We start from the raw sequence: 25,370 nt of genomic DNA on the forward strand, positions 1-25,370 counted from the left end.
ACTTGGCCATGCGCCTGATCAACCGTCACCCGGATCGCCCGAGTCGCCTGGTATTGGTGATCCTGCCGTTCGCCCTGGTGCTGTTCGCCTACTTCATGGGCTCGGCCGAGCGACTGGCGGACAACCCCAATGACAAGCTGCTGCCCAGCGCCGCGCAAATGACCGATGCGGTGAAACGCCTGGCGTTCGTGGCCGACACCCGCACCGGCGAATACCTGCTCTGGCAGGACACGGCGTCCAGCCTGCAACGTCTGGCCATCGGCCTGGGGATCAGCGCCTTGACCGGGCTGTGCCTGGGCATTGCCGCCGGTACCCTGCCGCTGTTCGGCGCGCCGCTATCGCCGTTGTTGACGGTGCTGTCAATGGTGCCACCGCTGGCGATCCTGCCGATCCTGTTTATCGTCTTCGGCCTGGGAGAACTGTCGAAAGTGATGTTGATCGTGATCGGCATCACCCCGGCCCTGGCCCGTGACCTGGAACAGCGTGCCCGGGAAATTCCCGTGGAGTTGCTGATCAAGGCCCAGACCCTCGGTGCTTCCACCTGGACCCTGATGCTGCGGGTGGTACTGCCACAGTTGCTGCCACGGTTGTTGATTTCGCTGCGGCTGATGCTCGGCTCGGCGTGGCTGTTCCTGATCGCCGCCGAGGCCATCGCCTCTACCGACGGCCTCGGCTACCGGATTTTCCTGGTGCGCCGCTACCTGGCAATGGACGTGATCCTTCCGTATGTGGTGTGGATCACCCTGCTCGCCTGGCTGATGGATTGGGGGCTCAAGTACCTGACGCGTCGGGTGTTCCCTTGGTACGAGGGGGCCGCCAAATGAGCTTCATCAGCGTTAAAAACGTCTGGCAACAATACGCCGATCAGGTGGTGCTTGAAGGCCTGAACCTGAACGTCAACGAGGGTGAGTTCTGCACCCTGGTGGGCGCTTCCGGTTGCGGCAAATCGACTTTCCTGCGCCTGCTGCTCGGCCAGGAACGCACCAGTCGCGGCGAGATCCTGCTCGACGGTCTGCCCTTGACCGGTGAACCGGATGCCAGCCGTGGCGTGGTGTTCCAGCGCTACTCGGTGTTCCCGCATTTGAGCGTGCTGGACAACGTCGCCCTCGGCCTCGAACTGCCCCGCTCACCGTTGCTCGGGCGCCTGTTCGGCAGCGCCAAACGTGAGGCCCGGGAACAGGCTTCGCAGCTGCTGCGCAAAGTCGGCCTCGGTCACTCACTGGACAAGTACCCCGCGCAGCTTTCCGGCGGCATGCAGCAACGACTGGCCATCGCCCAGGCACTGATCATGAAGCCCCGCGTGCTGTTGCTCGACGAACCGTTCGGTGCCCTCGATCCGGGCATCCGCAAAGACATGCACGCCTTGCTGCTGGAGCTGTGGCGCGAGACCCGACTGACAGTGTTCATGGTCACCCATGACCTGTCCGAAGGTTTCAGCCTCGGTACGCGCCTGCTGGTGTTCGACAAGGTTCGCCTCGACCCGCACGCACCCGGCGCCTATGGCGCACGCATTACCTACGACATCCCTTTGAACAGCGACCGCCGCACCGACCGTGCCGCCGTCGACGCCTTGCCAGTGTTTCTGGCGGGCACACTTCGAACCGCTTGAGAGGGTTTTGCCCATGACTGATTCGACCCAATTGTTCCCGCCCTTCGCCGAAGAAATACTCCCCGGCGGCGGCCATCGTTCCTTCGTGTTGAAACGCGGCCAGTTGCTGCGCCTGACTGACCTGCGCGGCGGTGCCAACGTCAGCCTGACGCTGCTCAACGCCCATGAAAAAACCGAACGCCTGAACCTGCCCGACAGCCTCAAATGCCAACACACCGCCAAGCTCACCGCCGGCCATTGCCTGTACTCGGACATGGGCCGCGTGCTGGCCGCCATCACCGCCGACACTTGCGGCTGGAGCGACAGCCTGGGCGGCGTGCTCTGCGCTGAAGAAGTCGCGCAAAAGTACGGCGCGGGCCGCTACCAGGAACTGCGCAACGGCTTCTTCCGCAACGGTACTGACAACCTGTTGGTGGAGCTGGGCAAGTGGGGGCTGGGTCTGTCCGACCTGCTGATGACCCTCAACCTGTTCAGCCGCGTGAACGTCGACGACGCCGGGCGCTTCCACTTTGTCGAGGGCAACGCCAAGGCCGGCGACTACATCGAGTTGTACGCGCCGATGGACACCCTGGTGGTGCTCACCGCTCTGCAACATCCAATGGACCCGACGCCGGAATACGCGCCGAAACCGCTGAAGCTCAGCTGGATGAACGCCGACGCCAGCGTCGCCGAACACTGCCGCACCTCGCGCCCGGAAAACGAGCGCGGCTTCATCAACACCGACCGTTTGTTCGCCTGAGGATCGCTGCCATGTCACTCGCAATCGCCACCGCTCCACAGTCGCCTGAAACCGCGGTCTACCGCGCCACCATCCCCGCCGGCGAACCCTGGCTGACGGAGGTCAAGGCCGGCCAGACCCTGCGAATCCTCGATCTGGAAGGCAATCAGGCGGTCGATACGCTGTTCTACAGCGTCGCCAATCCAAAAGAACGCTACGACGTACAGCGCACTTTGCGCCGGCAGAACAGCGTGTACCTGAGCACCGGCAGTGTGCTGTATTCCAACCTCGGCAAGCCGATGCTGACCATCGTCGCCGACACCTGCGGGCGTCACGACACCCTCGGCGGCGCCTGTGCGCAAGAGAGCAACACCGTGCGCTACGCCCTGGAAAAACGCTACATGCACAGCTGCCGCGACAACTACCTGCGCGCCTGCGTGCACGATGGCCGACTGGGCAAGAGCGACATCGGGCCGAACATCAATTTCTTCATGAACGTACCGGTCACGGCTGATGGCGGCCTGACCTTCGAAGACGGCATCTCGGCACCGGGCAAGTACGTGGATCTGCGTGCGGAGATGGACGTGATCGTGCTGATCTCCAACTGCCCGCAACTCAACAACCCGTGCAACGCCTACAACCCCACCCCTGCGGAGCTGCTGGTATGGAACTGAAACTCTCGCGATTGCGCCGTTGGTTGTTTGCCCTGTGCCAGGCCCGTTCAGGCCAGTGCCTAAAACAGTAAAGGCACCACAAATCCCCATGTGGGAGCGGGCTTGCTCGCGAAAGCGGTGAATCAGACACATCGAAGTCGACTGACACGCCCCCTTCGCGAGCAAGCCCGCTCCCACAGGGGGCGGCGGTTGTTTTGAAATTTGTGATTCTGCCGCCGGGGACGACCCTGGCGCCTGTCGAAAAACTGCGGGACGGCCCGCATCCCAGTCGAGGCTGATGCGCTATCGCCTCCGGGGGTTATGCCATGTTCGAAAAAGTCCTGATTGCCAACCGTGGCGCCATCGCCTGCCGCATCTTGCGTACCTTGCGCGAACTGCAAGTGCAGGGTGTCGCCGTCTACTCCGAGGCCGATGCCGCCAGCCTGCATATCCTGCAAGCCGACGAGGCGCACAGCCTCGGTGAGGGCGCGGCCGCCGGCACTTACCTGGCGGTCGAAAAGATCCTCGCCATCGCCAAAACCAGCGGCGCCACCGCGATCCATCCCGGCTACGGCTTTCTCTCGGAAAACGCCGCGTTCGCCGAAGCCTGCGAAGCCGCCGGTATCGCCTTCATCGGCCCGACGCCGGAGCAACTGCGGGTGTTCGGCCTCAAGCACACCGCGCGCGCCCTGGCCAAACAACACGGCGTGCCGATGCTTGAGGGGACCGAACTGCTCGACAGCCTCGATGCCGCGCTGCTGGCCGGTGAACAGGTCGGCTATCCGGTGATGCTCAAAAGCACCGCTGGCGGTGGCGGCATCGGCATGCGTGTATGCCGCAGCGCGGTCGAGTTGAGCGAATCCTTCGAAGCCGTCAAACGCCTCGGCCAGAACAACTTCAGCGACGCCGGTGTGTTCATCGAGAAGTACATTCAGCGCGCCCGTCACCTGGAAGTGCAGGTGTTTGGCGACGGTCGCGGCGAAGTGATCGCCCTCGGCGTGCGCGATTGCTCGGTGCAGCGCCGCAACCAGAAAGTCCTCGAAGAAACCCCGGCGCCGAACCTGCCCGACGGCATGGCCGATGAGTTGTGCGCGGCCGCGATCAAACTGGCCAAAGCGGTGAATTACCGCAGCGCCGGCACTGTGGAGTTCGTTTTCGACAGCGATGCCCGGCGTTTCTACTTTCTGGAAGTGAACACCCGCTTGCAGGTGGAACACGGCGTCACCGAACAGGTGTGGGGCGTCGATCTGGTGCGCTGGATGGTGCAGCTGGCGGCGGGTGATTTGCCCCCGTTGAGCGGGTTAATCCAAGGCTTGAAGCCTGATGGACATGCGATTCAGGCCCGGTTGTATGCCGAAGATCCGGGGCGGGATTTTCAACCGAGCCCCGGTTTGCTGACTGCCGTGAATTTCCCCACCGCCGACGGCAAACAACTGCGTATCGACACCTGGGTCGAGGCCGGTTGCGAGATCCCGCCCTACTTCGACCCGATGATCGCCAAGGTCATTACGTGGGCACCGAGCCGCGAAGAGGCGGCTGCCGGCTTGCATCAAGTCTTGGGCGACAGCCTGCTCTACGGCGTGGAAACCAACCGCGACTACCTGCGGCAAATTCTGCTTGATGCGCCCTTCGCCAGCGGCCAGCCGTGGACCCGTTGCCTGGAAGGCCTGGTCTATCAGGCCAACACGTTCGAGGTGCTCAGCGCTGGCACCCAGACCAGCGTTCAGGACTATCCCGGCCGCCTCGGTTACTGGGCGGTCGGCGTGCCGCCATCGGGGCCGATGGACAGTCGGGCATTGCGTTTGGGCAATCGTTTACTGGGTAACGAAGAAGGCTTGGCGGCACTGGAAATCACCATGAGCGGACCGTTGCTGCGCTTCAATTGCGAAGCGGTAGTGGCGGTGACCGGGGCGCAAATACCTCTGACGCTGAACGGTGAAGCCGTTGCGATGAATACGACGCTGCTGGTTCCGGCCGGTGCTACGTTGAGCCTCGGCACAATTGCCGGTGCAGGGGCCCGCAGTTATCTGTGCCTGCGCGGCGGTCTGCAAGTGCCGGATTATCTGGGCAGCAAAAGTACCTTCACTCTCGGCCAGTTTGGTGGCCACGGCGGTCGCGCCTTGCGTGCCGGCGACGTGTTGCATGTAGCGGCCTTGAGCGATCGCAGCGCCGGTCAGCAATTGGCTGAAAATCAGCTCAACGAATTACCCGGCGTACGGCAAATCCGCGTGATCTACGGTCCGCACGGCGCCCCGGAATACTTCACCGAGAACTACATCGGCACATTCTTCGCCACGCAGTGGGAAGTGCATTTCAACTCCAGCCGCACGGGCGTCCGGTTGATCGGACCAAAACCGGAATGGGTGCGTGCCGATGGTGGCGAGGCGGGTTTGCATCCGTCGAACATTCACGACAATCCGTATGCGATTGGTGCGGTGGATTTCACCGGCGACATGCCGGTCATCCTCGGCCCGGATGGCCCAAGCCTTGGCGGGTTCGTGTGCCCGGTGACGGTGATCGAAGCGGATCTTTGGCAACTGGGGCAGCTCAAGGCTGGGGACAAGGTGCAGTTCTCCCCCATCGACATCAAGACCGCCCGCACCCTGGCCTTGAAATGGGATCAATGTGGGAGCGGGCTTGCTCGCGAAGAGGGCGTGTCAGTCAACATTGATGTGTCTGAAGCAGCGCTTTCGCGAGCAAGCCCGCTCCCACAGGGGATGGTGTCGCCTGTTGTATTGGACATTGGGCAGGACGATACGCGGCTGGTCGCAAGACTGTCCGGCGATACACACCTGCTGCTGGAAATCGGCGCCCCGGAACTGGACCTGGTCCTGCGTTTCCGCGCCCACGCCCTGATGCAAGCCCTGGAAAGCAAACACCTGCACGGCGTGATCGACCTGACGCCGGGCATCCGTTCACTACAAGTGCACTACCAGCCCGAACAACTGCCGCTGGCGGATCTGCTCGGCATCGTCGCCGGCGAATGGGACGCCGTGTGCGCCGCCAAAGACCTGCAAGTGCCCTCGCGCATCGTCCATCTGCCGCTGTCCTGGGATGACCCGGCGTGCCAGTTGGCCATCGAGAAATACATGACCACGGTGCGCAAGGACGCGCCGTGGTGCCCGAGCAACCTGGAGTTCATCCGTCGCATCAACGACCTGCCGAACCTCGATGAAGTACAACGCACGGTGTTCAATGCCAGTTACCTGGTGATGGGACTCGGTGACGTTTACCTCGGCGCACCGGTCGCCACCCCGCTCGACCCGCGCCATCGACTGGTGACGACCAAGTACAACCCGGCGCGCACCTGGACCGCCGAAAACTCGGTGGGCATTGGTGGCGCCTACATGTGCGTCTACGGCATGGAAGGCCCCGGCGGTTATCAGTTTGTCGGGCGCACGTTGCAGATGTGGAACCGCTACCGCGAAGTCGCCGCGTTCGATGGCAAACCGTGGTTGTTGCGGTTTTTCGACCAGATCCGTTTCTACCCGGTCAGCGCCGATGAACTGCTGCGCATACGCCGGGATTTCCCCCTTGGGCGCTTCGACCTGAACATTGAGCACAGTCAGTTGAAACTGACGGATTACCAGGGGTTTCTGGCGCAGGAAGCTGAATCCATCGGCGCTTTTCGTGCGCAGCAACAAGGCGCGTTCAACGCTGAACGCGAACGCTGGATCGCCAGTGGCCAGGCGCATTTCGACAGTGAAGAGCTGGCCCCGGAGGCCACCGAAGAGGCACCGCTGGCCAGCAGTCAACAAAGCGTCGACAGCCACATCGCCGGCAACCTCTGGCAGGTTCAGGTCGAGACCGGCAGCCGCGTCGAAGCCGGTGACGTGCTGGTGATCCTGGAGTCGATGAAGATGGAAATCCCCCTGCTCGCACCAATGGCCGGCGTGGTGCACGAGATTCGCGTGCAACCGGGGTCGGCGGTGCGCGCCGGGCAGCGCGTCGTAGTGCTGGAACTCGAGTGAACCCATTTTGCCAAGGACTCAAGCCATGAACATCAATCTGCAATTCGATGCCCTGCGCAACGCTTATCGCAACGGCAGCCTCACTCCCCGGCAATTGCTGCTGAACCTGCGGGACAAAGCCGCAGCACTGAACCCGGACTATCACCTGTTCATCCATTTGCTCAGCGCCGAAGAGCTGGAACCGTACCTCGCCGCGCTCGACGGTCGCGATATCGACAGCCTGCCGCTGTATGGCGTGCCCTTCGCAATCAAGGACAATATTGATCTGGCCGGTATCCCGACCACCGCGGCCTGCCCGGCGTTCGCCTACGTGCCCGAGCGTTCGGCAACCATTGTCGAGCAACTGCTGGCGCTGGGGGCTATTCCCCTGGGCAAGACCAATCTCGACCAATTCGCCACCGGTCTCAATGGCAGTCGCTCGCCATATGGCGCGTGCCCCAATAGCGTGTTGCCGGAGTATCCGTCGGGCGGCTCCAGCGCCGGTTCTTCGCTGGCGGTGGCGCTCGGGGTCGCGAGTTTTTCGTTGGGCACCGACACCGCCGGCTCCGGGCGTGTACCGGCGGCATTGAACAATCTGGTCGGATTGAAAGCCACCAAGGGCCTGATCTCGACGGCCGGCGTCGTACCGGCCTGTCGTACGCTCGATTGCGTCACCACATTTACCGCCACCGCACGGGAGGCCAGTCAGTTGCTGGCACTCACTGCGCGCCTCGATCCGCGGGACGAATACAGCCGCAGCAACCCGTTGTGGAATGACGGCTCGGCGTTCGGCACACCGCGCCCGTTCCGTTTCGGCGTACCCCGTGCACAGGACCTGCAATTCTTCGGCTGCCCTGAAGGCCCGCTGTTGTTCGGTGATGCCATCGACCGCCTCAGGGCCTTGGGCGGGGAAGCGGTGGAACTGGATCTGTCGCCGTTCCTGGAGGCCGCACGTTTGCTCTATGAAGGCCCGTGGGTGGTCGAGCGCTACAGCGTCGCCGGTGAATTGATAGCGCAAAATCCCGAGGCCGTGTTGCCCGTGATTCGCGCCGTGTTGGCCAAGGCACCGAGCGTCGATGGTGTGCAAACCTTCCGCGCCCAATACCGACTGCAAGCTTTGAAAGCCCTGTGCGACACAGCGCTGGAAGGCCTTGATTGCGTCGTCACGCCGACCATCGGCCGCCCGGTCAGGCTGGCGGAGCTCGAGGCCGAACCGGTGCTGCGCAATTCGGAACTGGGCTACTACACCAACTTCATGAACCTGCTCGATTACGCCGCCGTTGCCGTACCCAGCGCGTTCATGGACAACGGCCTGCCATGGGGTGTGACGCTGTTTGGGCGAGCCTTTACCGATCAGTATCTGTTGAGCGTGGCGGATGCCTTGCAGCGCCAGCAAGGCCTGGCCGCACCTGCTCCGGTGATGGTTGCACGCCATGATCGGGCGCGACTGGTGGTCTGTGGTGCGCACCTGGACGGGTTGACATTGAACTGGCAGCTCAAGCAGCGCGGTGCCCGGCTGGTGGAAACGACATTCAGCTCGCCGGATTATCAACTCTATGCCCTGGCTGGTGGCCCGCCGTTTCGTCCGGGCATGGTCCGCGTGAAGGATGGCGGCGTGGCGATTGCAGTGGAGGTCTGGGAGTTGCCCAGCCGTGAACTGGGTTCGTTCCTGACCGGGATTCCGGCGCCGCTGGGGTTGGGCAAAGTGCAACTGGCGGATGGGCGCTGGGAGAGCGGGTTTATCTGCGAGGCGTATGGGCTGGAGGGCGCGGTGAACATCAGTCATTTTGGCGGGTGGCGGATGTATCTGAAAACACGGGGCTAAACACCAGACTCATAACCCTGTGGGAGCGAGCTTGCTCGCGATAGCGGTGTGACATTCAGCCTTGATGTGGCAGACACGCCGCCATCGCGAGCAAGCTCGCTCCCACAAGGTCCGTGCAAGATTTACGACCATTCGCGGCAAACATAGAGCAGTTATTTCCCGGCAGTCCCCTTAGAATGCCTGCCATCGGACCACTGCCAACGGAACTGCCATGCCGCTTCGCTCGCCGCTGTATTCTCAACGTTCGTTGGTTTTCACGCTGGTCGCATTGCTGGGCGCAGGCTTCCTCGCTACCTCCTTTCTCAGTTACTACGCCTCCCGGGCGTCGATCCGCGACAACATCGTCAACACCGAACTGCCGCTGACATCGGACACAGTCTATTCGGAAATCCAGAAAGACCTGGTCAGGCCGATCCTGATTTCCTCGATGATGGCCCGCGACACGTTCATGCGCGACTGGGTGGTCAACGGTGAAAAAGATTCCGACCAGATGACCCGTTACCTCAACGAGGTCATGACCCACTATGGCGCCTACACCGCGTTCTTCGTCTCCAACACCAGCCTGACCTACTACCACGCCAAGGGTGTGCTCAAACAGGTCAAGGCCACCGAACCCCGCGATGCCTGGTACTTTCGCGTGCGGGACATGAAGGATCCGTACGAGATCAACGTCGACCCGGACCTCGCCAACAAGGACGACCTGACCTTTTTCATCAACTACAAGGTCTACGACTACAACGACCGATTCATCGGTGCGGCCGGGGTTGGCCTGACCGTCGACGCCGTGATCAAGCTGATCGACAAGTACCAACAGCGTTATCAGCGCAGTGTGTATTTCGTCGACAACTTCGGGCGCCTGGTGCTCACCGGTGCCGAAGGGGGTCCGCAGGGTGCACGCATCGGGCAGAAGCTCGGCGAACTCGACAGCATGAAAGACCTGGTCAGTCGACTGCCCCAACCCCACAGCGGCAGCTACGAATACTCCGTGCAGGGCCAGGGGCATTTCCTCAACGTGCGGTTTATCCCGGAGCTGAACTGGTACCTGTTCGTCGACAAACGCGAAGACAGCGCTCTGGGTGAAATCCGCCAGTCGCTGTACCTCAACCTGCTGATCTGCCTGTTGGTCACACTGACCGTACTGGCCCTGCTCAACCGGGTGATCAAGTGCTATCAGGACAAGATCCAGGCCCAGGCCATCCTCGACAGCCTGACCGAACTGCCCAACCGTCGCGGCTTCGACCTGCTGGCCGCGCAGGCCATGCACGAAGCCCGGCGCGAGCCCAAACCACTGACCGCTTTGCTGCTGGACCTTGACCACTTCAAGGCGTTGAACGACACCTACGGCCACCTGGCCGGCGATCAGGTACTGATCGGTTTCGCCCGGGATCTGGAAAGTTGCCTGCGACACTCCGACATCGTCTGCCGCTGGGGCGGTGAAGAATTCATCGTGCTGCTCAAGGACACCGACGGTAAGACCGGTCTGATGATTGCCGAGAAAATTCGCCAGCATGTGGAACAGCAGCGCTATATCTACAACGACAAGGCCCTGCAATTGACCGTGAGCATCGGCCTCACCACCCTGCAAGCCGATGACACCTTGCACAGCCTGCTGTCGCGGGCGGATCATGCGATGTACCGGGCCAAGCAAACTGGCCGTAACCGAACCAGCGTGGAAAAGTCTCACTCCAGTTATGAACCAGTCTGACCTCTGCCCGGCCTGCGGCGCCCCCAATGACTGCACCCTGGCCGACCCGCGAACCGCCGACCGCGCCTGCTGGTGCTACGGCGTCAGCATCGACCCGGCGGTGCTCCAGGCGCTGCCGGTGGAACTGCGCAATGCCTCCTGCCTGTGTCCGCGTTGCGCCGAAGTCGAGGCGCAGTTGCGAGCAGCGCCCGAGTCGATCCAGTAAGATGCGCGCCCCTTACTTCCCTGATCCTTAGTCATGCGTGTCGACCGATTCCTCAGCAACCTGCCGTGCTTCAACCGTAAACAGGTGCGCCTGTTGCTGGTGGAAAAGCGCGTCAGGGTTGACGGAAAAGTCGTCAGTGACCCGCACAGCGAAGTCCGCGAATTCAGCCGCATCGAAGTCGACAATGACGTGCTGCAAGTTGGTAAACCCCTGCGCCACTTCATGCTGCACAAGCCCGCCGGATGCGTCAGCGCCACTCGGGATCCACAGCACCCGACCGTGCTCGACTTGATCCATGAACCGGACAAGGACGAACTGCACATCGCCGGACGCCTGGACTTCAATACCACCGGCCTGATGCTGATCACCAATGACGGCAGCTGGTCGCGGCGCCTGACCCAACCGCAGACCAAACTGCCCAAGGTCTATTACGTCGAAACCGAACAGGACATCGGCCCCGAATACGCCATCAAGTTCAGCGAAGGGCTGTACTTCGCCTTCGAAGACCTCACCACGCAACCCGCCTGGCTGGAGCTGCTCGGGCCGAAATGCGCGCGCCTGAGCATCGTCGAAGGCCGCTATCACCAGGTCAAGCGCATGTTCGGCCACTTCAACAACAAGGTGATGCGCCTGCACCGCGAATGCATGGGCCCGCTGGTGCTCGACGACGCGTTGAAACCGGGCGAATACCGCCCACTGAGCGACGAAGAGATCGGATTGATTTAAGCGCACGACCGCTCAGCAGAAAGTTGTCGAACAATTTACCAGCGGCACTTGCGCAATGATGTGACCCCTGCTTGAATCAGGACGTCGGCCGAAATGTGACCGACGAGTCACCCCATACTTCTAAGAAACTTTTTGCCGGTAGGAACCCTTGGGTTCCGGCCTCATCCGGCAGACTGCCCGCCAATAACAATACCCGTCGACCGGACTGCAATGGATCGACATGGGCCTCTCAAATTCCAGGCGTATGCCTACCTGTCACAAAGCTCGTGCAATCTCTATTTGCGCGCATACCCGCTTGCCAGGAGTCTTATGACATGAGGCCAGAAATCGCTGTGCTGGATATACAGGGTCAGTATCGGGTTTACACGGAGTTCTATCGCGCAGACGCCGCAGAGAAGACCATTATCTTGGTCAACGGCTCGATGGCCACGACTGCGTCGTTTGCACAAACCGTGAAAAACCTCCATCCGCAGTTCAACGTCGTCTGCTACGACCAGCCCTACGCGGGCCGGTCAAAAGCCCACAACCTGCATGAAAAAATGCTCACCAAGGAACTCGAGGGACAGATCCTGCTTGAGCTGATCGACCACTTCGCCGCCGAACACGTGTTGTCGTTCTCCTGGGGCGGTGCGGCGACCATGATGGCATTGTCGCAACGGCCACGGCGCATCGAAAAAGCCGTGATCAGCTCGTTCTCCCCGGTGATCAACGCGCACATGCTCGACTACCTCGAGCGCGGCGTCGAACACCTCGGCAACCTGGACCGCGACCGGGTCGGGCACCTGGTGAACGACACCATCGGCAAACACCTGCCGTCGTTGTTCAAGCGCTTCAACTATCGCCACGTCAGCTCCCTGGCCGAACATGAGTACGGGCAGATGCACTTCCACATCAACGACGTGCTGCACAGCGATCGCCAGTGCTACCTGCATGCGGCGAAGAAAATCGACGTGCCGGTACTGTTCATGAACGGCGAATGGGACGAGTACACCGCCGCCGAAGACGCCCGATTGTTCGCCGGCCACGTGCAACACAGCACCTTCAGCACCCTCCAGGCCACCGGCCATTTTCTCGACATGGAACACAAAGCCGCCTGCCGAGACAGCCGCAACGCACTGATGGGGTTCCTGAAGCCGGCAGGGTACGAAAGCCGACCGCGTTACCACCACGTCCAGGACCACCATGCATTGGCAATCTGAAATAGAGTCATCGCGAGCAAGCCCCGCCCTGCTGCGTTAAACGTATTCTGCAGGCGCGAGGCTTGCCCGCGATCGACCGTCACGCGGTCTGTGCCTTGTTTCACCTGCGCTAAAGCCATCTCGCGCAAAGAAAAACTTCATTTCCACGCGCACATCTGGTACAAAGTCACCGCTCTGAGCGGGTGTCGTATAATGGCATTACTCCAGCTTCCCAAGCTGATAACGAGGGTTCGATTCCCTTCACCCGCTCCAATCAATTTCAGTCTCACGTCAAAGTGGTTTTGACGGGGGATGCAGAGTCAGAAAAAACCGGTCCAAGTGGCTGGTTTTTTTATGGGCGGGATTTGGGTTTTTCCTCTCGCTGAATGCTTCAGCGGAATTGAAAAGACACAAAAAATGCTCCCCTCCTCCGTTGTCGCAATTGCGGCAGGGCTGTATTCAACGCTAGTACCCACGCCCACGGAGACCGTGTGATGAACATTAAACCTATTCACAGCCTAGAAGACCTGGCCACCGCACTGGCTCGCTTGGAGCAGTTGTGGGGGGCAGAAGGCGGTTCACCTGAGGGCGATGAACGGAAATTTTGGCGTTGCTCATTGAAAAATATGAAGACGAACATTATCCGATGCAGCCCTCAGAACAGGTTGTCTGAACGGAGATGCCGAGAAAGAAAAAACCGACCACTTGGGCTAATGCCAGTCAGTTAAGCGGTAATGCGATCTGTAGCAGCTGCCGAGCCCGCGAGGCAGCTGCTACAAAGGGTGTTGCGGCTGAAATTGCTTAACTGACTGGCATTAGCCCAAGTGGTCGGTTTTTTTGTGCGCGGAATTTGGTGATTCGCCTGCCAACGTTAGTGCTAAGGCCCACTTTTAAGGGCCCAACAGAGATCAACGCTAGAAAAAGCAACGTCCTACACGACACTGGGAATTGTCCGTACACTTGCGCATTGCTGTGCCTTTGTCATGAGACCTATAGTCCGAGCACGCCCAAATGGCGTATCGGGTTTGGCGACTCGATGCCTTGGTACAGAAGCCTCCGAGTAGTTCTCGGAGCGCTTTTGAACGCACTTGGCTGCCTGCTTTTTTGGTGGCTGTGCGTGGGAGATCCCAGGATCTGCCGGTTTACCATGGCCCGGTTCGCCAACCCGCGTACAGCTACCACCCTATTGTTTGGCGACGATTGAGTGGTAGGTCATCTACTCTCCATGGAAACCACTCATGAACGAATACATGGCTTTAACCAGCAACGCCGACGATCTACCCTCCTTTTACGTCAACACCAAACAACCGTTGCATTCACTGCTCAGCAGCGCCCGTTACCGAATCGGTGCCGTGACGCAGGTTCTCGAAAATCTCGCGATGCGAGGTGAAATCCGCACTGACTCCGTGATCCTCAGCGACTTCGCATTATTGTGCTGCATCCCCTTGCGCGATGGTTGCGATGTACTGGATGTCATCGCTCGACGCATGGATGCAGAACCGTCCTGACGTAATCTGTGGGAGCGAGCTTGCTCGCGATAGCGGACTGGCAGACAACATAGAAGTTGAATGTAAAACCGTCATCGCGAGCAAGCTCGCTCCCACAATGACTGCGCTTACAAATCCACAACGTACAACCCGTTTCCCCTCATCGCCCGCCCCGCTAGCATTTCCCTCACCTTCAACCACCCTCTTCACTGCACGGCTATCAGCGAACACGCGTCATCATTTTTCGAAAGAACGCATACGGAACACTTCCGATGCCGCCAATGAATGATTTCAACAGAGCAACCCGAACATGACCCAAAACATCTACGACGATCCCGGTTTCTTCCAGGGCTACAGCCAGATGGCCCGTTCGATTGGCGGTCTTGATGCCGCGCCGGAATGGCCTGCGCTGAAGGCGATGTTGCCGCCGATGCAAGGCTTGAAGGTGGTGGACCTCGGTTGCGGCTACGGCTGGTTCTGCCGTTGGGCCAGTGAGCAAGGCGCCGGCAGCGTACTCGGACTCGATGTTTCGGAAAAAATGCTGGAGCAAGCGCGCAAAACCACCTCCGCATCAAACATCCGTTATGAGCGCGCCGACCTGGAAGCCCTGGATCTGCCGGGCGGCGGTTTCGATCTGGCCTACAGCTCCTTGGCGCTGCATTACATCAAGGACTTGCCGGGGTTGTTCGCCAATGTCCATGCCGGGCTAAAACCCGGCGCGCATTTCGTGTTTTCCATCGAACATCCGATCTTCATGGCACCGCGTAACCCTGGCTGGATCATTGATGCCGAGGGCCGCAAGAGTTGGCCGGTGGACGCTTATCAGAATGAAGGTGAGCGCGTGACCAACTGGCTGGCCGAGGGTGTGATCAAGCAGCATCGCACCATTGGCACGTTGCTCAACATGCTGATTGCGGTGGGTTTCAGCATCCGCCATGTCAATGAATGGGGGCCGAGCAATGCCGAGGTGGCGGCGCAACCGGCGCTTGCCGAAGAGCGGGAGCGGCCAATGATGATGTTGGTCGGCGTTCAGCGCTGAACCACGCTCGCATCTTTTGCGTATGGATCCCGGCACGCGAAAAAGAACAAGCCGCAGTGATTTTTCCAAGCGGTACAAAAGGGACAGATGACGCTCATCAACTGTCCCTTTTTCGCATCAGCGGGTTGCGACGATAAACAACCGTGGAAACGGCAACAGCACCGAACCATCGGCCAAGGCCGGATACGCCTGCTCAATAGCAGTCTGATACTGCTTCAAATACTGCGCTCGCTCCGCCTCATCCAGCGGATCGAGGAACGGCCGCAAGCCACTACCCTTGAACCACTCGACCACTCCTGATGCACCACCCGCCAGCGGATGATGGTAGGTGGTGCGCCATATATCAACGCGAGCGCAATGGGGTTTGAGCATCGAGTAATAGCTGCTGGCATCAGCCATTTCCGTACGCTGCCCGGCAGCCCCCGCCAGTTTGTCGGCCCACGGCCCTTGCGCTGCGACTTCGCGCATCAAGCGGTGCGAAGGTTCGTTGAGGTTGTCCGGCATCTGGATCGCCAGGCTGCCGCCGGGTGCCAGTTTCTTCACCAGCGCGGGCAACAACGCGGCGTGATCCGGCACCCACTGCAATACCGCGTTGGCAAAAATCACGTCGAACGGGCCGTTGTCGTTCCAGGTGTCGATGTCAGCAACATCGAACCGCACCTGCGGCAAGCGCTTGCGAGCGGCTTCGATCATGTCGGTCGAACTGTCCAGCCCACGTACCGAGGCACCGGCAAAACGCGCCACCAACAACTCGGTCGAGTTAGCGGGACCACAACCGATATCGATGGCCGAGCGCACGTCCCCAGCGGGGATAGCCTCCAGCAGGTCACGGGCGGGACGGGTGCGTTCATCTTCAAAAGCGACGTACTGTTTGGCGGACCAACTCATTGCGTTCTCCTGTCGGTGTGTTGTTCTGGCCGAAGCCGACAACCGGGTAGCTACATTACATCGCCTGACAGGTTCCGCTCTATTCCACTTTTGGTAAGAGTTATCGCTAAGCGTTTCAGAAAAAAACCGGCGTGATTAGCTAATGCCAGTCAGTTAAGCGCTAATGCGATCTGTAGCAGCTGCCGAGCCCGCGAGGCTGCGTTCGGCTGCATAGCAGTCGTGAGTCCAGCTGACGCGGCCTGCCTGACGTACCGCAATGACTGATTTTACGACTGCTTCGCAGCCGAACGCAGCCTCGCGGGCTCGGCAGCTGCTACAAAGGATGTCGCGGCTGAAATTGCTTAACTGACTGGCATTAGGCGTGATCAACCGTTTTTTATTACAGGCCGCTGGATCAGTGCTGAAAAGAAAAACGGCGCGAGACCAAAGTCCCGCGCCGTTTGTGTTCAATCCTTATGTTCAACTTTTAGCCTGCAACGCTTTGGCCATTTGCAGATGATTTTGCAATTTAGGCAGGGTTTCTTCGGCGAACGCCTTGATCTGCGGTACGTCGGTGGTCTGTGCTTGCTGCTGCAGCTGATCGATGGCTTCCTGCGTGGTCTTCACTTGACTGGCTGCATAGGCCTCGTCGAAGGTCGCCCCATCCAAGGCTTGTGGCATCAGGGCCTTGGCCTTTTCGACAACCTCTTCGCGTGGGGCTACCGGCAAGTCCAGTTGCCTGGCGATTTTCGCCAGGTGCTGGTTCGCGGTGGTGCGGTCGTTGATGACGACGATGGTGTAATCCTTGACCTCTCTGGATTCGGACTTCTGGTGCGCCAGCCGGCTGGCTTCGATATCCGCCATGCCTTTGGCCGAAACCTCGTCGATGAACTCGGCGAGCGACTGGGCAAAGGCACTGCTGGCAAATAGCCCAAGTAACGTGGCAAAACTGGCATTACGTATTCGGGTGGCCATCCGGTTCATGGTCGCGCCCTCCTTTTCAAAATTCAAACGGGAGCTTTCGCCCCCGCTTCTCAAACAAAACCACCCGCATCCTTTAGCGGGATTTCTGACCGCCCTTGCGGCCCATATCGGGTTTCGCCGGGTCTTTATCGACAGTCGTGGTGGTGGTTTTCCCACCCTTGCGACCGGCTTCAGAGGCCTTCGTTCGATCGTTGGCGAAGTTTCCCGAGTTCGAGTTTCTTGAGTTAGGCATGATTCTCTTCCTCTTGGTGATAATCGCGGCGAGCTGTAGCCCCCATAGAATCTGAAGTTGCGCGTCCCAAAAGGTTTAGAAAATTGCGTGGGTACCACGACGAACGGTACTCGTTACATTCAAACGCGATGCAAGTGATGTTCGCGTTTGGCGCAATACATCGCCTCGTCGGCATGCCTGAACAACTGCTTCTCTTCAGTGCCGTGATCGGGGTATCGGGCGACGCCGATACTCGGCTGGATGTTCAGGCTGTGCCCGTCCAATCGCAGGGGCTGGGCCAGGACCTGACGGATTTTCTCGACCACGATGTCGGTATCGTCCGCAGCGCGAATGCTGTGCAGCAACACCACGAACTCATCGCCGCCGATGCGTGCCACCGTGTCGGTTTCGCGCACGCAGCCTTTGAGCCGGTTGGCCACCGCTTGCAGCAGCATGTCGCCGACTGCATGACCGTGGGTGTCGTTGACTTGCTTGAAGCGGTCGAGGTCGACGTACAACAGCGCCATGCGCCCGCCATCCACCCGGGCCATTTGCAGTGATGCCTTGAGCCGGTCGCGCAGCAGCTCACGGTTGGGTAGCTGGGTCAGTTGGTCATACTGGGCCATGTGTTGCAGGCGGGCATGCAATTGCTTGCGCTCGATGGCGGTCGCGACCTGGGCACAGACGTATTGCAGCAGTTCCATGTCTTGCTCGGTGTAGCGCTCACCGCCCGGAATGCTTTTGACGATCAACGCACCGATGGTGCCGTTTTGCGAGTTCAGCGGCACACCCAGCCAACACGGAGCGTTCTGCTCGGCCACCAGCACTTCGAAGCCGGCAGGAGGTGTGCACTGGTCCGGGGTCAACAGGATCGGCTGCCCGCTGCGGATCACTTCGGTGCACAGGCGCCCGGTCATGGTTCCGGGTTGTTCGGGCTGTGGCTCGTGATCATCGACGTGATAAGGGAAATTCAGCTGTGCGCAGTGCTCGTCGTACAGCGCCACGGAAAAATTCAGTGCCGGCAGCCATTCACCGATGATCATGTGGATGCGTTTGAACAACGCCAGCAGATCCTCTGCCGCATGGGCCGCCTCGGAAATCGCATACAGCGCTGCCTGCCGGGATTCGGCCTGCTTGCGTTCGGTGATGTCACGAGCCACCGCGATACGCAATTGATCGACCTCGGACCAACGGGCCGACCAGAGGATATGCACCACGCGGCCATCCTTGCGCAGGTAGCGGTTTTCGAAATTGAGCTTGGGCTCGCCGCCCATGATTTCCCGGGCGGCATCGAGGGTGCGCTGGCGATCGGCCGGGTGCACCATGTCGATCATCGGCTGGCCGATCATCTCATCGGCGCTGTAGCCGAAAATGCGCTCGCAAGCCGCACTGACAAAGACGAAACGGCCCTGCTTATCCACCGCACAGACGGCGTCCAGCAACAAATCGATATAGCTCGCCAGCGGCGCGGAATTTCGGTTTTCCATAGTTCTGCGTGGGTGTCCCGATAATGCAGCGCTTATCAATCATCCCTGCCCCGTCAGCCTTGCATCCTTGTGATCACCTTCAAGCCTTGTTCGGCATCAGCCCCGGTAACGCATGCACCAGCGCGTTGATGGCGAAACCGATAAACATCACCCCGCACAACCGGGTGATTGCCAGTTCATGACGCTGGTACAAGGTGCGCACCCGCCGCGCACCGACAATGCCGATGAGAATAGCGTAGGCGAGCAACCCGCCGACGAAGCTCAGGACGATCAGCGCCGGCAGCATTGACCAGTTGAGCAGTTCCGCGCGGCTCGACAACAGCGCCGTGAACGTCGCCACCGCCACCGGATAGGCCTTGGGATTGGTCAGGCCAAACAGAATGCCGTGCCAGAACGGCTGCCGCGCCGCCCCCTGCGGCGCATCACCATTGCTGCGCCGGGCGCGCACCGCACGCCAGCCGAGCCAGAACAGGTACAGGCCGCTCAGTACGCCGAGCACGTCGAACGCGGTACTGCCGATCTCCCGCGCACCGACAATAGCGATCAGCGCCGTGCTGCACCAGACCACATCGCCGAGCAAATGCCCGCACAGAAACCCCGCCCCGGCCCGTCGCCCATGGGCCGCGCCAATGCCAAATACCGCCAGCACCCCCGGCCCCGGAGTGATGCCGTAGATAAAACCCGAGGCAAGCACGGCCATTAGCAACGATGGGGTCATGGGGAGTCCTTTTGAACGGCTTGGCGAATGGTGGCCAGTCTATATCAGGTCATTGCCTGTCGACTGAAACATCTCGACAGACGAACGGGCTGGCACCGCCCCACTGATGACGGTGTAGTATGTTGTATTACAAACCACTACATCGAGGCCACCATGTCAGTTATGTCCCTGCGCGTACCAGACGAAATCGCCGAGACACTCGCGAGTCTTTCTAAAGCAACGGGCCGCAGCAAATCATTCCTGGTCGTGGATGCACTGCGTGAATACCTGGCCCGTGAAGCGTGGCAAATCGAGGAAATTCAGAAAGCCTTGAAAGAAGCCGATGAAGGTGACTTCGCGACACAAGAGGAAGTAAACGCAATGGCTGACAAGTGGACGACGAATGCGCGTTGAGTGGTTGCGTACGGCGTTAAAGAATCTGGATGACGAAGCCGCGTACATCGCCATCGAGAATCCAAAAGCTGCAGCAGATTTCGTCCAGGCAATTCTCGCCAGTGTCGATCACCTTGCCCGATTTCCAGCGACGGGCCGTGAAGGACGCTTACCCGGTACCCGGGAGTCGGTCATGCCTGATCGCCCTTACTTGATTCCCTACCGGGTTCGCCAAGGTCGGCTTCAGGTACTACGAATTTTTCATACACGTCGCCTGCCACCTCCCAATTGGTAAAGGCCATTTTAGAAAAGCCTCTAGCGTTCGATCCCCTCTTCAATCCTCCGATTCAACCAATTCAACGCCTGATCCCCACCCCGCCGCTTGTGCCACACCAACACAAAGGTAAACGACGGAATCTGAAACGGTGGCGGCACGACGATCAATGTCGACTCATCGATGTCGCGCAAGGCCCGGGAGGCGACGGTGAGAATCAGGTCGGTGCCGCTGATGAATTCCGGGGCGACGCGCCAGTGCGGCAGGCTGATGGCGACACGCCGGCGTTCGCGCAATGCGGTCAAGGCACGCTCGATTTCCGGGGTGCCGCTGCCGCGCATTTCCAGCAGGACGTGGGGACGTGCCAGGTAAGTGGGCAAGTCGAGCACACCGTCGGCGGGCAAGCTTTTGCGATCCAGCAGGCAGGCGTAGTGCTCTTCGAACAGGGGGGCGCTGCGCAATTCGTTAGGCATTTCAGGGAACACACCAATGGCGACGTCAATATCACCGTTGAGCACGCCATCGAGCATGCTTTCGCGGCTGCCATGGCTGATTTGCAAGTCGATGCCCGGCGCTTCGCGGCGCAACGTCCGGATCAGTCCCGGCAGGACAATGGCGGCACCATAGTCGGACATCGCCAGGCGGAAGGTACGCTGGGTGGTCGCGGGATCGAAGGCATTGGGCGCCAGCAGCGCTTGCACCTGGGCCAGGGCTTCGGTCAGCGGTGCCACGAGCTCCAGCGCTCGCGGCGTCGGTACAAGGCTGGCACCGGCGCGCACCAGCAGCGGATCGCCGAGCAGGTCACGCAATCGCGCCAGTGCATGGCTGACCGCTGGCTGGCTCAAATGCAGACGCTCGGCCGCCCGGGTCACGTGTTGCTCGCTGAGCAAGGCGTCGAGGATCACCAGCAAATTGAGGTCGATGCGTCGTAGATCATTCATCTGCTGCATGTTCTGGATAACAAAACGGAATTTAAATCTGCGCGACGAATACCCTAGAGTCCAGCAAAACCTGTTGGAGAACGATCATGAGTACGTTGCATTGGGCCGGCCTGATAGTGCTGGCGATGATTGCCGGGGCGGTGGTGCCGTTTCAGAGCGCGATCAACGTCAACCTCGGGCGCGGGTTGGGACATCCGTTGTGGGCAACGCTCGCATCTTTGCTGGTCAGCGTTGTGGTGTTGTTGCCGATCATCGTTGCGCTGCGATTGCCGTTGCCTTCACTGGCATTCATCAGCAAGGCACCGCTTTGGATGTGGGCCGGTGGCGCTTTTGGGGTGTGCTTTATTTCTTTGGCATTGGTGCTGCTGCCCAAGCTCGGTGCCGCGGGGTTCATGGCGTTGGCGCTGGCGGGGCAAGTGGTGGCGTCGTTGTTGCTGGATCACTTCGGCTGGTTTGGATTGATGGAGCGGCAGGTCACTTTGCCCAAGGTGTTTGGGGTGGCGCTGTTGATGGCCGGGGTGGTGTTGATTCAATTTTTTGATGCACCGGCCAAGGGTTTGGCAACGGCGGGTTGAGGGGACAACCGACAGTACGATGGTGTTTTCCGGTCAGCCTTCGCGAGCAAGCCCGCTCCCACAGGAGGTACGCGGTCCTTGTGGGAGCGGGCTTGCTCGCGAAAGCGGTCTGTCTGGCAATGCAGGTTTCAGGCCTTGTCGAGGGTCCGCAGCTTCTGCGGCAACCCCCACAGCAACAGCGCAACCGCGATCAACGCACAGACACCAATGACATACAGCGCCGGCGTGGTGCTGCCGGTCAGGTCCTTGATCCGGCCGACCATCACCGGGCTGACAATGCCGCCGAACTGGCCCAGGGTGTTGATCACCGCAATCCCGCCGGCAGCGCCCGCGCCGGCACCGGCCAGCAGTTTCGGCGGCAGGGTCCAGAAGCTCGGGATGGAGGCGATGATCCCGGCACCGAGCAGGCCCAGCGCGACAATCAGGAAGGTCGTGTGGCTGGCGAAGATCCCCGCACAGAAGAACCCGACCGCACCAACCGCCACCAGACCGGCGACATACTTGCGCCGCTCGCCGGAAGCATCGGACAGGCGTCCGATGACCACCATGCTGATAGCGCCGCAGATGTACGGGATGGCCGTCAGCAAGCCGATCATCACCGGACTTTCGGTACCGGCGCTGCGGATCAGTTGCGGCGCCCAGAAATTCAAGCCGTAGGACGCTATCTGAATCAGGAAATAGATCAGCCCCAACGTCAGGAAGCCCGGAATCCGCAGCGCCGCGAGCAGCGAACCGCCGCTCTTGTGCGGCTCATGCCGAGCGATGCGGCTGGCCAATAAGGTCTTCTCCGAAGGCGTCAGCCAATGGGCATCTTCGATGCGGTCCTTGAGCAGGGTCAGCACCAGTAAACCGAGGCCGATGCACGGCACGCCACCGAGCAGGAACAGCCAGTGCCAGCCACGCATTTGCAGCACACCGTCGAGGTGTTGCAGCACCAGGCCGGAGAACGGCGCCCCCACCAGGCCGGCGAACGCCGACGACAGGAACAGCATCGAGGTGATGCGCCCGCGATAGTGCTGCGGGAACCACAGGGTCAAGTAATACAGCACACCCGGGGCGAACCCCGCCTCCATCGCACCGATCACGAAGCGCAGCACGTAGAACTGCCATTCGCTGTTGACGAACACCATGGCTGCCGTGGCCAGGCCCCAGGACATCATGATCCGGGCGATCCAGCGTCGGGCGCCGACCTTGTACAGCATCATGTTGCTGGGCACTTCGAACAGCACATAACCGACCACGAACAACCCCGCACCGAGGCCGTAAGCGGTGTCGCTCAGGCTCAGGTCCGTCTGCAGCTGAAACTTGGCGAAGCTGATGTTGATGCGGTCGAAAAAGGCGAATAGGTAGCAGACCATGATCAGCGGCATCAGGCGCCAGGCGACCTTGCTGACCAGGGCTTTTTCGGTGTCGTGGCTAACGGACGGGCTCACGCCCGCCTCCAGTGCATTGAGGCTCATTGCGGTTCTCCAGGCGGACTTCCCATAGGTGTCCGATTGTTTTTGTTGTCTGGTTGAGAGGGGCTATGTGAGTACTTTTACTGTGGGAGCGAGCTTGCTCGCGATGACTGAGTCACATCCAGCATCGATGTCGACTGACCCGCCGCCATCGCGAGCAAGCCCGCTCCCACAGGTTTTTGAGTTGTGTCAGGAAGGTACGGGGTGCAGGTCGCAATTACGCCCGGCCTTGGCCAGTTGACCGGGCACTTCGTGGCCGAGCAGCGCCGGCAGGCCTCGGGACAGTTTCAGCAACAGCGGCAGATCGATACCGGTGTGAATGCCGACTTCATCGCACAGGTTCACCAGGTCTTCTGTACAGATGTTGCCCGAGGCTCCCGGTGCAAACGGACAGCCGCCGAGGCCACCCAATGCGGCGTCGAAACGTCGGGCACCGGCCTCGTAGGCAGCCAGCACATTGCACAGGCCAAGGCCGCGGGTGTTGTGGAAATGCAGGGTCAGATCATTGGGCGAAACCCGCTGCAGCACCCGGCGCACCAGTCGGTCGACCTGACGCGGATTGGCCATGCCCGTGGTGTCGGCCAGGGTAATGCCCTGGATGCCGAGCTCCTGATAGGCCTCGACGATTTGCAGGACGCGGTCCTCATCGATCTTGCCTTCGAACGGGCAGCCGAAGGTGGTGGCGATGCTGGCGTTGAGTCGCACGGGGCTGTCGCCAACGAACTGCACTATCTCGCCAAACGCGGCCAACGAATCTTCACAGCGCATGCGCATGTTCGCCAGGTTGTGGGTCTGGCTGGCGGACATCACCAGGTTCAGCTCATCGGCACTGCACGCCAGCGCCCGTTGCGCCCCCTTGAGGTTGGGGATCAAGGCGACATAGATCACCCCCGGCTGCCGGGTGATGCCCTTGAACACCAGCTCACCATCGCGCAGCGCCGGAATGGCCTTGGGCGACACGAACGAACCGGCTTCGATGCGGCTGAACCCGGCCAGCGACAGTTGGTCGATCAGCGCGATTTTGTCGTGGGTTTCAACCCAGGTCGGCTCGATTTGCAATCCGTCGCGCGGGGACACTTCCTGGACGATCAGGCTATCGGAGTAATCGCTGATCATTGCACCACTCCTTCGACTTTCAGGCGCTCGATGTCCATCGCGGTGAGGCCCAACTGCGCGAGGATGCCGTCGGTGTGCTGGCCCAGCCCGGGGCCGGACCAGTTCACACCGCCGGGTGTCTCGGAGAGTTTCGGCACGATGCCCGGCATCTTCACCGTGGCGCCACCGGGCAGCTCGGCATTGAGCAGCATGTCCCGGGCCTGATAGTGCGGATCGGCGACGATGTCGGCCACCGAGTAGATGCGCCCGCCCGGGACTTCAGCAACCTCCAGCGCGGCCAGTACCTCGTCGATAGGCAAACTGCCGGTCCAGTGCGTGATAGCGGCGTCGAGCAGATTGCTTTTGGCCGCACGCCCGTCGTTGTGGGCGAATTCCGGCGCTTCGGCCAGATCGTCGCGGCCGATGGTGTGCATCAGACGCTTGTAGATCGGATCGCTGTTACCGGCAATCACCACGTAGGCGCCGTCGGCGGTCAGATAGGTGTTGGACGGCGCGATCCCCGGCAAGGCGCCACCGCTGCGTTCACGCACATGGCCAAGCATGTCGTATTCCGGCACCAGGCTTTCCATGACGTTGAACACGCTTTCGGCCAGGGACACGTCAACGATTTGCCCGCCGCCCTGCCCGGTTTTGACCCTTAACAGCGACATCAGCGCACCGATCACCGCATGCAGCGAAGCCAGGGAATCGCCAAGGCTCACACCGACCCGCGCCGGCGGCGAACCCGGAGTGCCGGTGGTGTAGCGAATCCCGCCCATGGCCTCGCCAATGGCACCGAAACCCGGACGATCGCGGTAAGGACCGGTCTGGCCGTAACCGGAAATCCGCACTAGCGTCAGGTTGGGGTTGAGCGCGTGCAACACGTCCCAACCGAGGCCGAGTTTCTCCAGGGCGCCGGGACGCAGATTTTCGATCAGCACGTCGGCGCTGGTCGCCAGTTGCTTGACCAGTTCGATGCCTTCGGGGGATTTGAGGTTCAGCGCCAGGGATTTCTTGTTGCGCGATTGCAGGTACCACCACAGCGAGGTGCCTTCGTGCAGCTTGCGCCATTTGCGCAACGGATCGCCCTGGCCGATGGCTTCGATCTTGATCACTTCGGCGCCGAACTCGGCAAGCATGCGCGCGGCGAACGGCGCGGCGATCAGCGTGCCGATCTCGATCACTTTGATCGCACTCAAGGGGGCAGTCATCGCGGGGTACCTCTTGTTCTTGGAATATGGGCCAAGACTAGAGGACCGGTGTCTGAGGAATCCAACCTTCAGTTGGCAACGGG

At 60.6% G+C, this 25,370-nt stretch carries 24 protein-coding genes, 1 tRNA gene and 1 pseudogene; 17 read left to right on the forward strand and 9 right to left on the reverse strand.

The genetic code is table 11. From position 1 onward, the window contains the following. Positions 1-8: 8 nt before the first annotated feature. The 14 genes and pseudogenes from ABIA48_RS07870 (at position 9) to ABIA48_RS07935 (ending at position 15,095) form a co-directional block, all read left to right on the forward strand. The gene (locus tag ABIA48_RS07870) at positions 9-824 is read left to right on the forward strand and encodes an ABC transporter permease (protein WP_429487725.1); all 816 of its coding nucleotides are present in this window, start codon (positions 9-11) and stop codon (positions 822-824) included. Next, complete coding sequence (locus ABIA48_RS07875) at positions 821-1,609, forward strand: ABC transporter ATP-binding protein (RefSeq protein ID WP_429487727.1); 789 nt, start codon at positions 821-823, stop codon at positions 1,607-1,609. Before ABIA48_RS07870 ends, ABIA48_RS07875 begins: the two co-directional genes overlap by 4 nt. A gap of 13 nt (positions 1,610-1,622) precedes the next feature. After that, positions 1,623-2,348, forward strand: a complete 726-nt coding sequence (locus ABIA48_RS07880; RefSeq protein WP_429487729.1) for an urea amidolyase associated protein UAAP1 — start codon at positions 1,623-1,625, stop codon at positions 2,346-2,348. Between the two features lie 11 nt (positions 2,349-2,359). Further along, positions 2,360-3,001: an urea amidolyase associated protein UAAP2 gene (locus ABIA48_RS07885; protein WP_429487731.1), complete on the forward strand. Its 642-nt coding sequence runs from the start codon at positions 2,360-2,362 to the stop codon at positions 2,999-3,001. A 305-nt stretch (positions 3,002-3,306) separates the two neighbouring features. Beyond that, positions 3,307-6,951: an urea carboxylase gene (gene uca, locus ABIA48_RS07890; protein ID WP_429487733.1), complete on the forward strand. Its 3,645-nt coding sequence runs from the start codon at positions 3,307-3,309 to the stop codon at positions 6,949-6,951. 25 nt (positions 6,952-6,976) lie between these two features. Next, on the forward strand, positions 6,977-8,755 hold the full coding sequence (gene atzF, locus ABIA48_RS07895) for an allophanate hydrolase (protein ID WP_429487735.1): 1,779 nt from the start codon (positions 6,977-6,979) through the stop codon (positions 8,753-8,755). Between the two features lie 211 nt (positions 8,756-8,966). Continuing rightward, positions 8,967-10,460, forward strand: a complete 1,494-nt coding sequence (locus ABIA48_RS07900) for a sensor domain-containing diguanylate cyclase (protein ID WP_429487737.1) — start codon at positions 8,967-8,969, stop codon at positions 10,458-10,460. After that, complete coding sequence (locus tag ABIA48_RS07905; protein WP_429487739.1) at positions 10,447-10,665, forward strand: cysteine-rich CWC family protein; 219 nt, start codon at positions 10,447-10,449, stop codon at positions 10,663-10,665. Before ABIA48_RS07900 ends, ABIA48_RS07905 begins: the two co-directional genes overlap by 14 nt. 33 nt (positions 10,666-10,698) lie before the next feature. Continuing rightward, positions 10,699-11,391, forward strand: a complete 693-nt coding sequence (locus tag ABIA48_RS07910) for a pseudouridine synthase (protein ID WP_429487741.1) — start codon at positions 10,699-10,701, stop codon at positions 11,389-11,391. 314 nt (positions 11,392-11,705) lie between these two features. Continuing rightward, positions 11,706-12,590: an alpha/beta fold hydrolase gene (locus tag ABIA48_RS07915; protein WP_429487743.1), complete on the forward strand. Its 885-nt coding sequence runs from the start codon at positions 11,706-11,708 to the stop codon at positions 12,588-12,590. Between the two features lie 178 nt (positions 12,591-12,768). Continuing rightward, positions 12,769-12,842: transfer RNA gene (locus ABIA48_RS07920), tRNA-Gly, on the forward strand. A gap of 221 nt (positions 12,843-13,063) precedes the next feature. Continuing rightward, positions 13,064-13,236: pseudogene (locus tag ABIA48_RS07925) on the forward strand (transcriptional regulator); the annotation flags it as partial. 571 nt (positions 13,237-13,807) lie between these two features. After that, complete coding sequence (locus ABIA48_RS07930) at positions 13,808-14,077, forward strand: short-chain dehydrogenase (RefSeq protein WP_429487745.1); 270 nt, start codon at positions 13,808-13,810, stop codon at positions 14,075-14,077. A 289-nt stretch (positions 14,078-14,366) separates the two neighbouring features. Further along, complete coding sequence (locus ABIA48_RS07935) at positions 14,367-15,095, forward strand: class I SAM-dependent methyltransferase (protein WP_429487746.1); 729 nt, start codon at positions 14,367-14,369, stop codon at positions 15,093-15,095. 117 nt (positions 15,096-15,212) lie between these two features. Here ABIA48_RS07935 and tam read toward each other — a convergent pair whose 3' ends face one another. The 5 genes from tam to ABIA48_RS07960 all read right to left on the reverse strand — a co-directional run bounded on the left by tam (position 15,213) and on the right by ABIA48_RS07960 (position 19,362). Continuing rightward, positions 15,213-15,983 carry a trans-aconitate 2-methyltransferase gene (tam, locus tag ABIA48_RS07940; RefSeq protein ID WP_429487748.1) on the reverse strand — a complete coding sequence of 257 codons (771 nt, stop codon included), beginning with the start codon at positions 15,981-15,983 and terminating at the stop codon, positions 15,213-15,215. A 459-nt stretch (positions 15,984-16,442) separates the two neighbouring features. Continuing rightward, positions 16,443-16,946, reverse strand: coding sequence for a DUF4142 domain-containing protein (locus ABIA48_RS07945; RefSeq protein ID WP_429487750.1), 504 nt, complete (start codon positions 16,944-16,946; stop codon positions 16,443-16,445). 73 nt (positions 16,947-17,019) lie between these two features. Beyond that, the gene (locus ABIA48_RS07950; RefSeq protein WP_007982976.1) at positions 17,020-17,178 is read right to left on the reverse strand and encodes a KGG domain-containing protein; all 159 of its coding nucleotides are present in this window, start codon (positions 17,176-17,178) and stop codon (positions 17,020-17,022) included. A gap of 119 nt (positions 17,179-17,297) precedes the next feature. After that, positions 17,298-18,644, reverse strand: coding sequence for a diguanylate cyclase domain-containing protein (locus ABIA48_RS07955; protein WP_429487752.1), 1,347 nt, complete (start codon positions 18,642-18,644; stop codon positions 17,298-17,300). 79 nt (positions 18,645-18,723) lie between these two features. Next, entirely contained in the window at positions 18,724-19,362 is a 639-nt protein-coding gene (locus ABIA48_RS07960) for a LysE family translocator (protein ID WP_429487754.1), read from the reverse strand. Positions 19,363-19,515: 153 nt separating this feature from the next. Between ABIA48_RS07960 and ABIA48_RS07965 the strand changes: the two genes are divergently transcribed. Both ABIA48_RS07965 and ABIA48_RS07970 read left to right on the forward strand, forming a co-directional pair. Next, positions 19,516-19,755, forward strand: coding sequence for a CopG family ribbon-helix-helix protein (locus ABIA48_RS07965; protein ID WP_429487756.1), 240 nt, complete (start codon positions 19,516-19,518; stop codon positions 19,753-19,755). After that, a complete protein-coding gene (locus ABIA48_RS07970; RefSeq protein ID WP_429487758.1) occupies positions 19,745-20,029 on the forward strand; it encodes a type II toxin-antitoxin system RelE/ParE family toxin in 285 nt (94 codons plus the stop codon). The genes ABIA48_RS07965 and ABIA48_RS07970 overlap by 11 nt, the downstream gene beginning before the upstream one ends. A gap of 20 nt (positions 20,030-20,049) precedes the next feature. Here ABIA48_RS07970 and ABIA48_RS07975 read toward each other — a convergent pair whose 3' ends face one another. Further along, positions 20,050-20,958, reverse strand: a complete 909-nt coding sequence (locus ABIA48_RS07975; protein ID WP_429487760.1) for a LysR substrate-binding domain-containing protein — start codon at positions 20,956-20,958, stop codon at positions 20,050-20,052. A gap of 77 nt (positions 20,959-21,035) precedes the next feature. On the opposite strand from ABIA48_RS07975, the gene ABIA48_RS07980 reads away from it, so the two are divergent. Further along, positions 21,036-21,524 (forward strand): DMT family transporter, encoded by a 489-nt coding sequence (locus ABIA48_RS07980; RefSeq protein WP_429487762.1) that lies wholly within the window; start codon positions 21,036-21,038, stop codon positions 21,522-21,524. Positions 21,525-21,652: 128 nt separating this feature from the next. Here ABIA48_RS07980 and ABIA48_RS07985 read toward each other — a convergent pair whose 3' ends face one another. The 3 genes from ABIA48_RS07985 to ABIA48_RS07995 all read right to left on the reverse strand — a co-directional run bounded on the left by ABIA48_RS07985 (position 21,653) and on the right by ABIA48_RS07995 (position 25,287). Next, a complete protein-coding gene (locus ABIA48_RS07985) occupies positions 21,653-22,984 on the reverse strand; it encodes an MFS transporter (RefSeq protein WP_429487764.1) in 1,332 nt (443 codons plus the stop codon). 186 nt (positions 22,985-23,170) lie between these two features. Beyond that, entirely contained in the window at positions 23,171-24,097 is a 927-nt protein-coding gene (locus tag ABIA48_RS07990; protein ID WP_429487766.1) for a hydroxymethylglutaryl-CoA lyase, read from the reverse strand. Beyond that, positions 24,094-25,287 carry a CaiB/BaiF CoA transferase family protein gene (locus ABIA48_RS07995; protein ID WP_429487768.1) on the reverse strand — a complete coding sequence of 398 codons (1,194 nt, stop codon included), beginning with the start codon at positions 25,285-25,287 and terminating at the stop codon, positions 24,094-24,096. Before ABIA48_RS07995 ends, ABIA48_RS07990 begins: the two co-directional genes overlap by 4 nt. Positions 25,288-25,370: the final 83 nt, after the last annotated feature.

The sequence above is a fragment of the Pseudomonas sp. S30_BP2TU TE3576 genome (assembly GCF_050436025.1).
In the GTDB taxonomy this organism is placed as follows: domain Bacteria; phylum Pseudomonadota; class Gammaproteobacteria; order Pseudomonadales; family Pseudomonadaceae; genus Aquipseudomonas.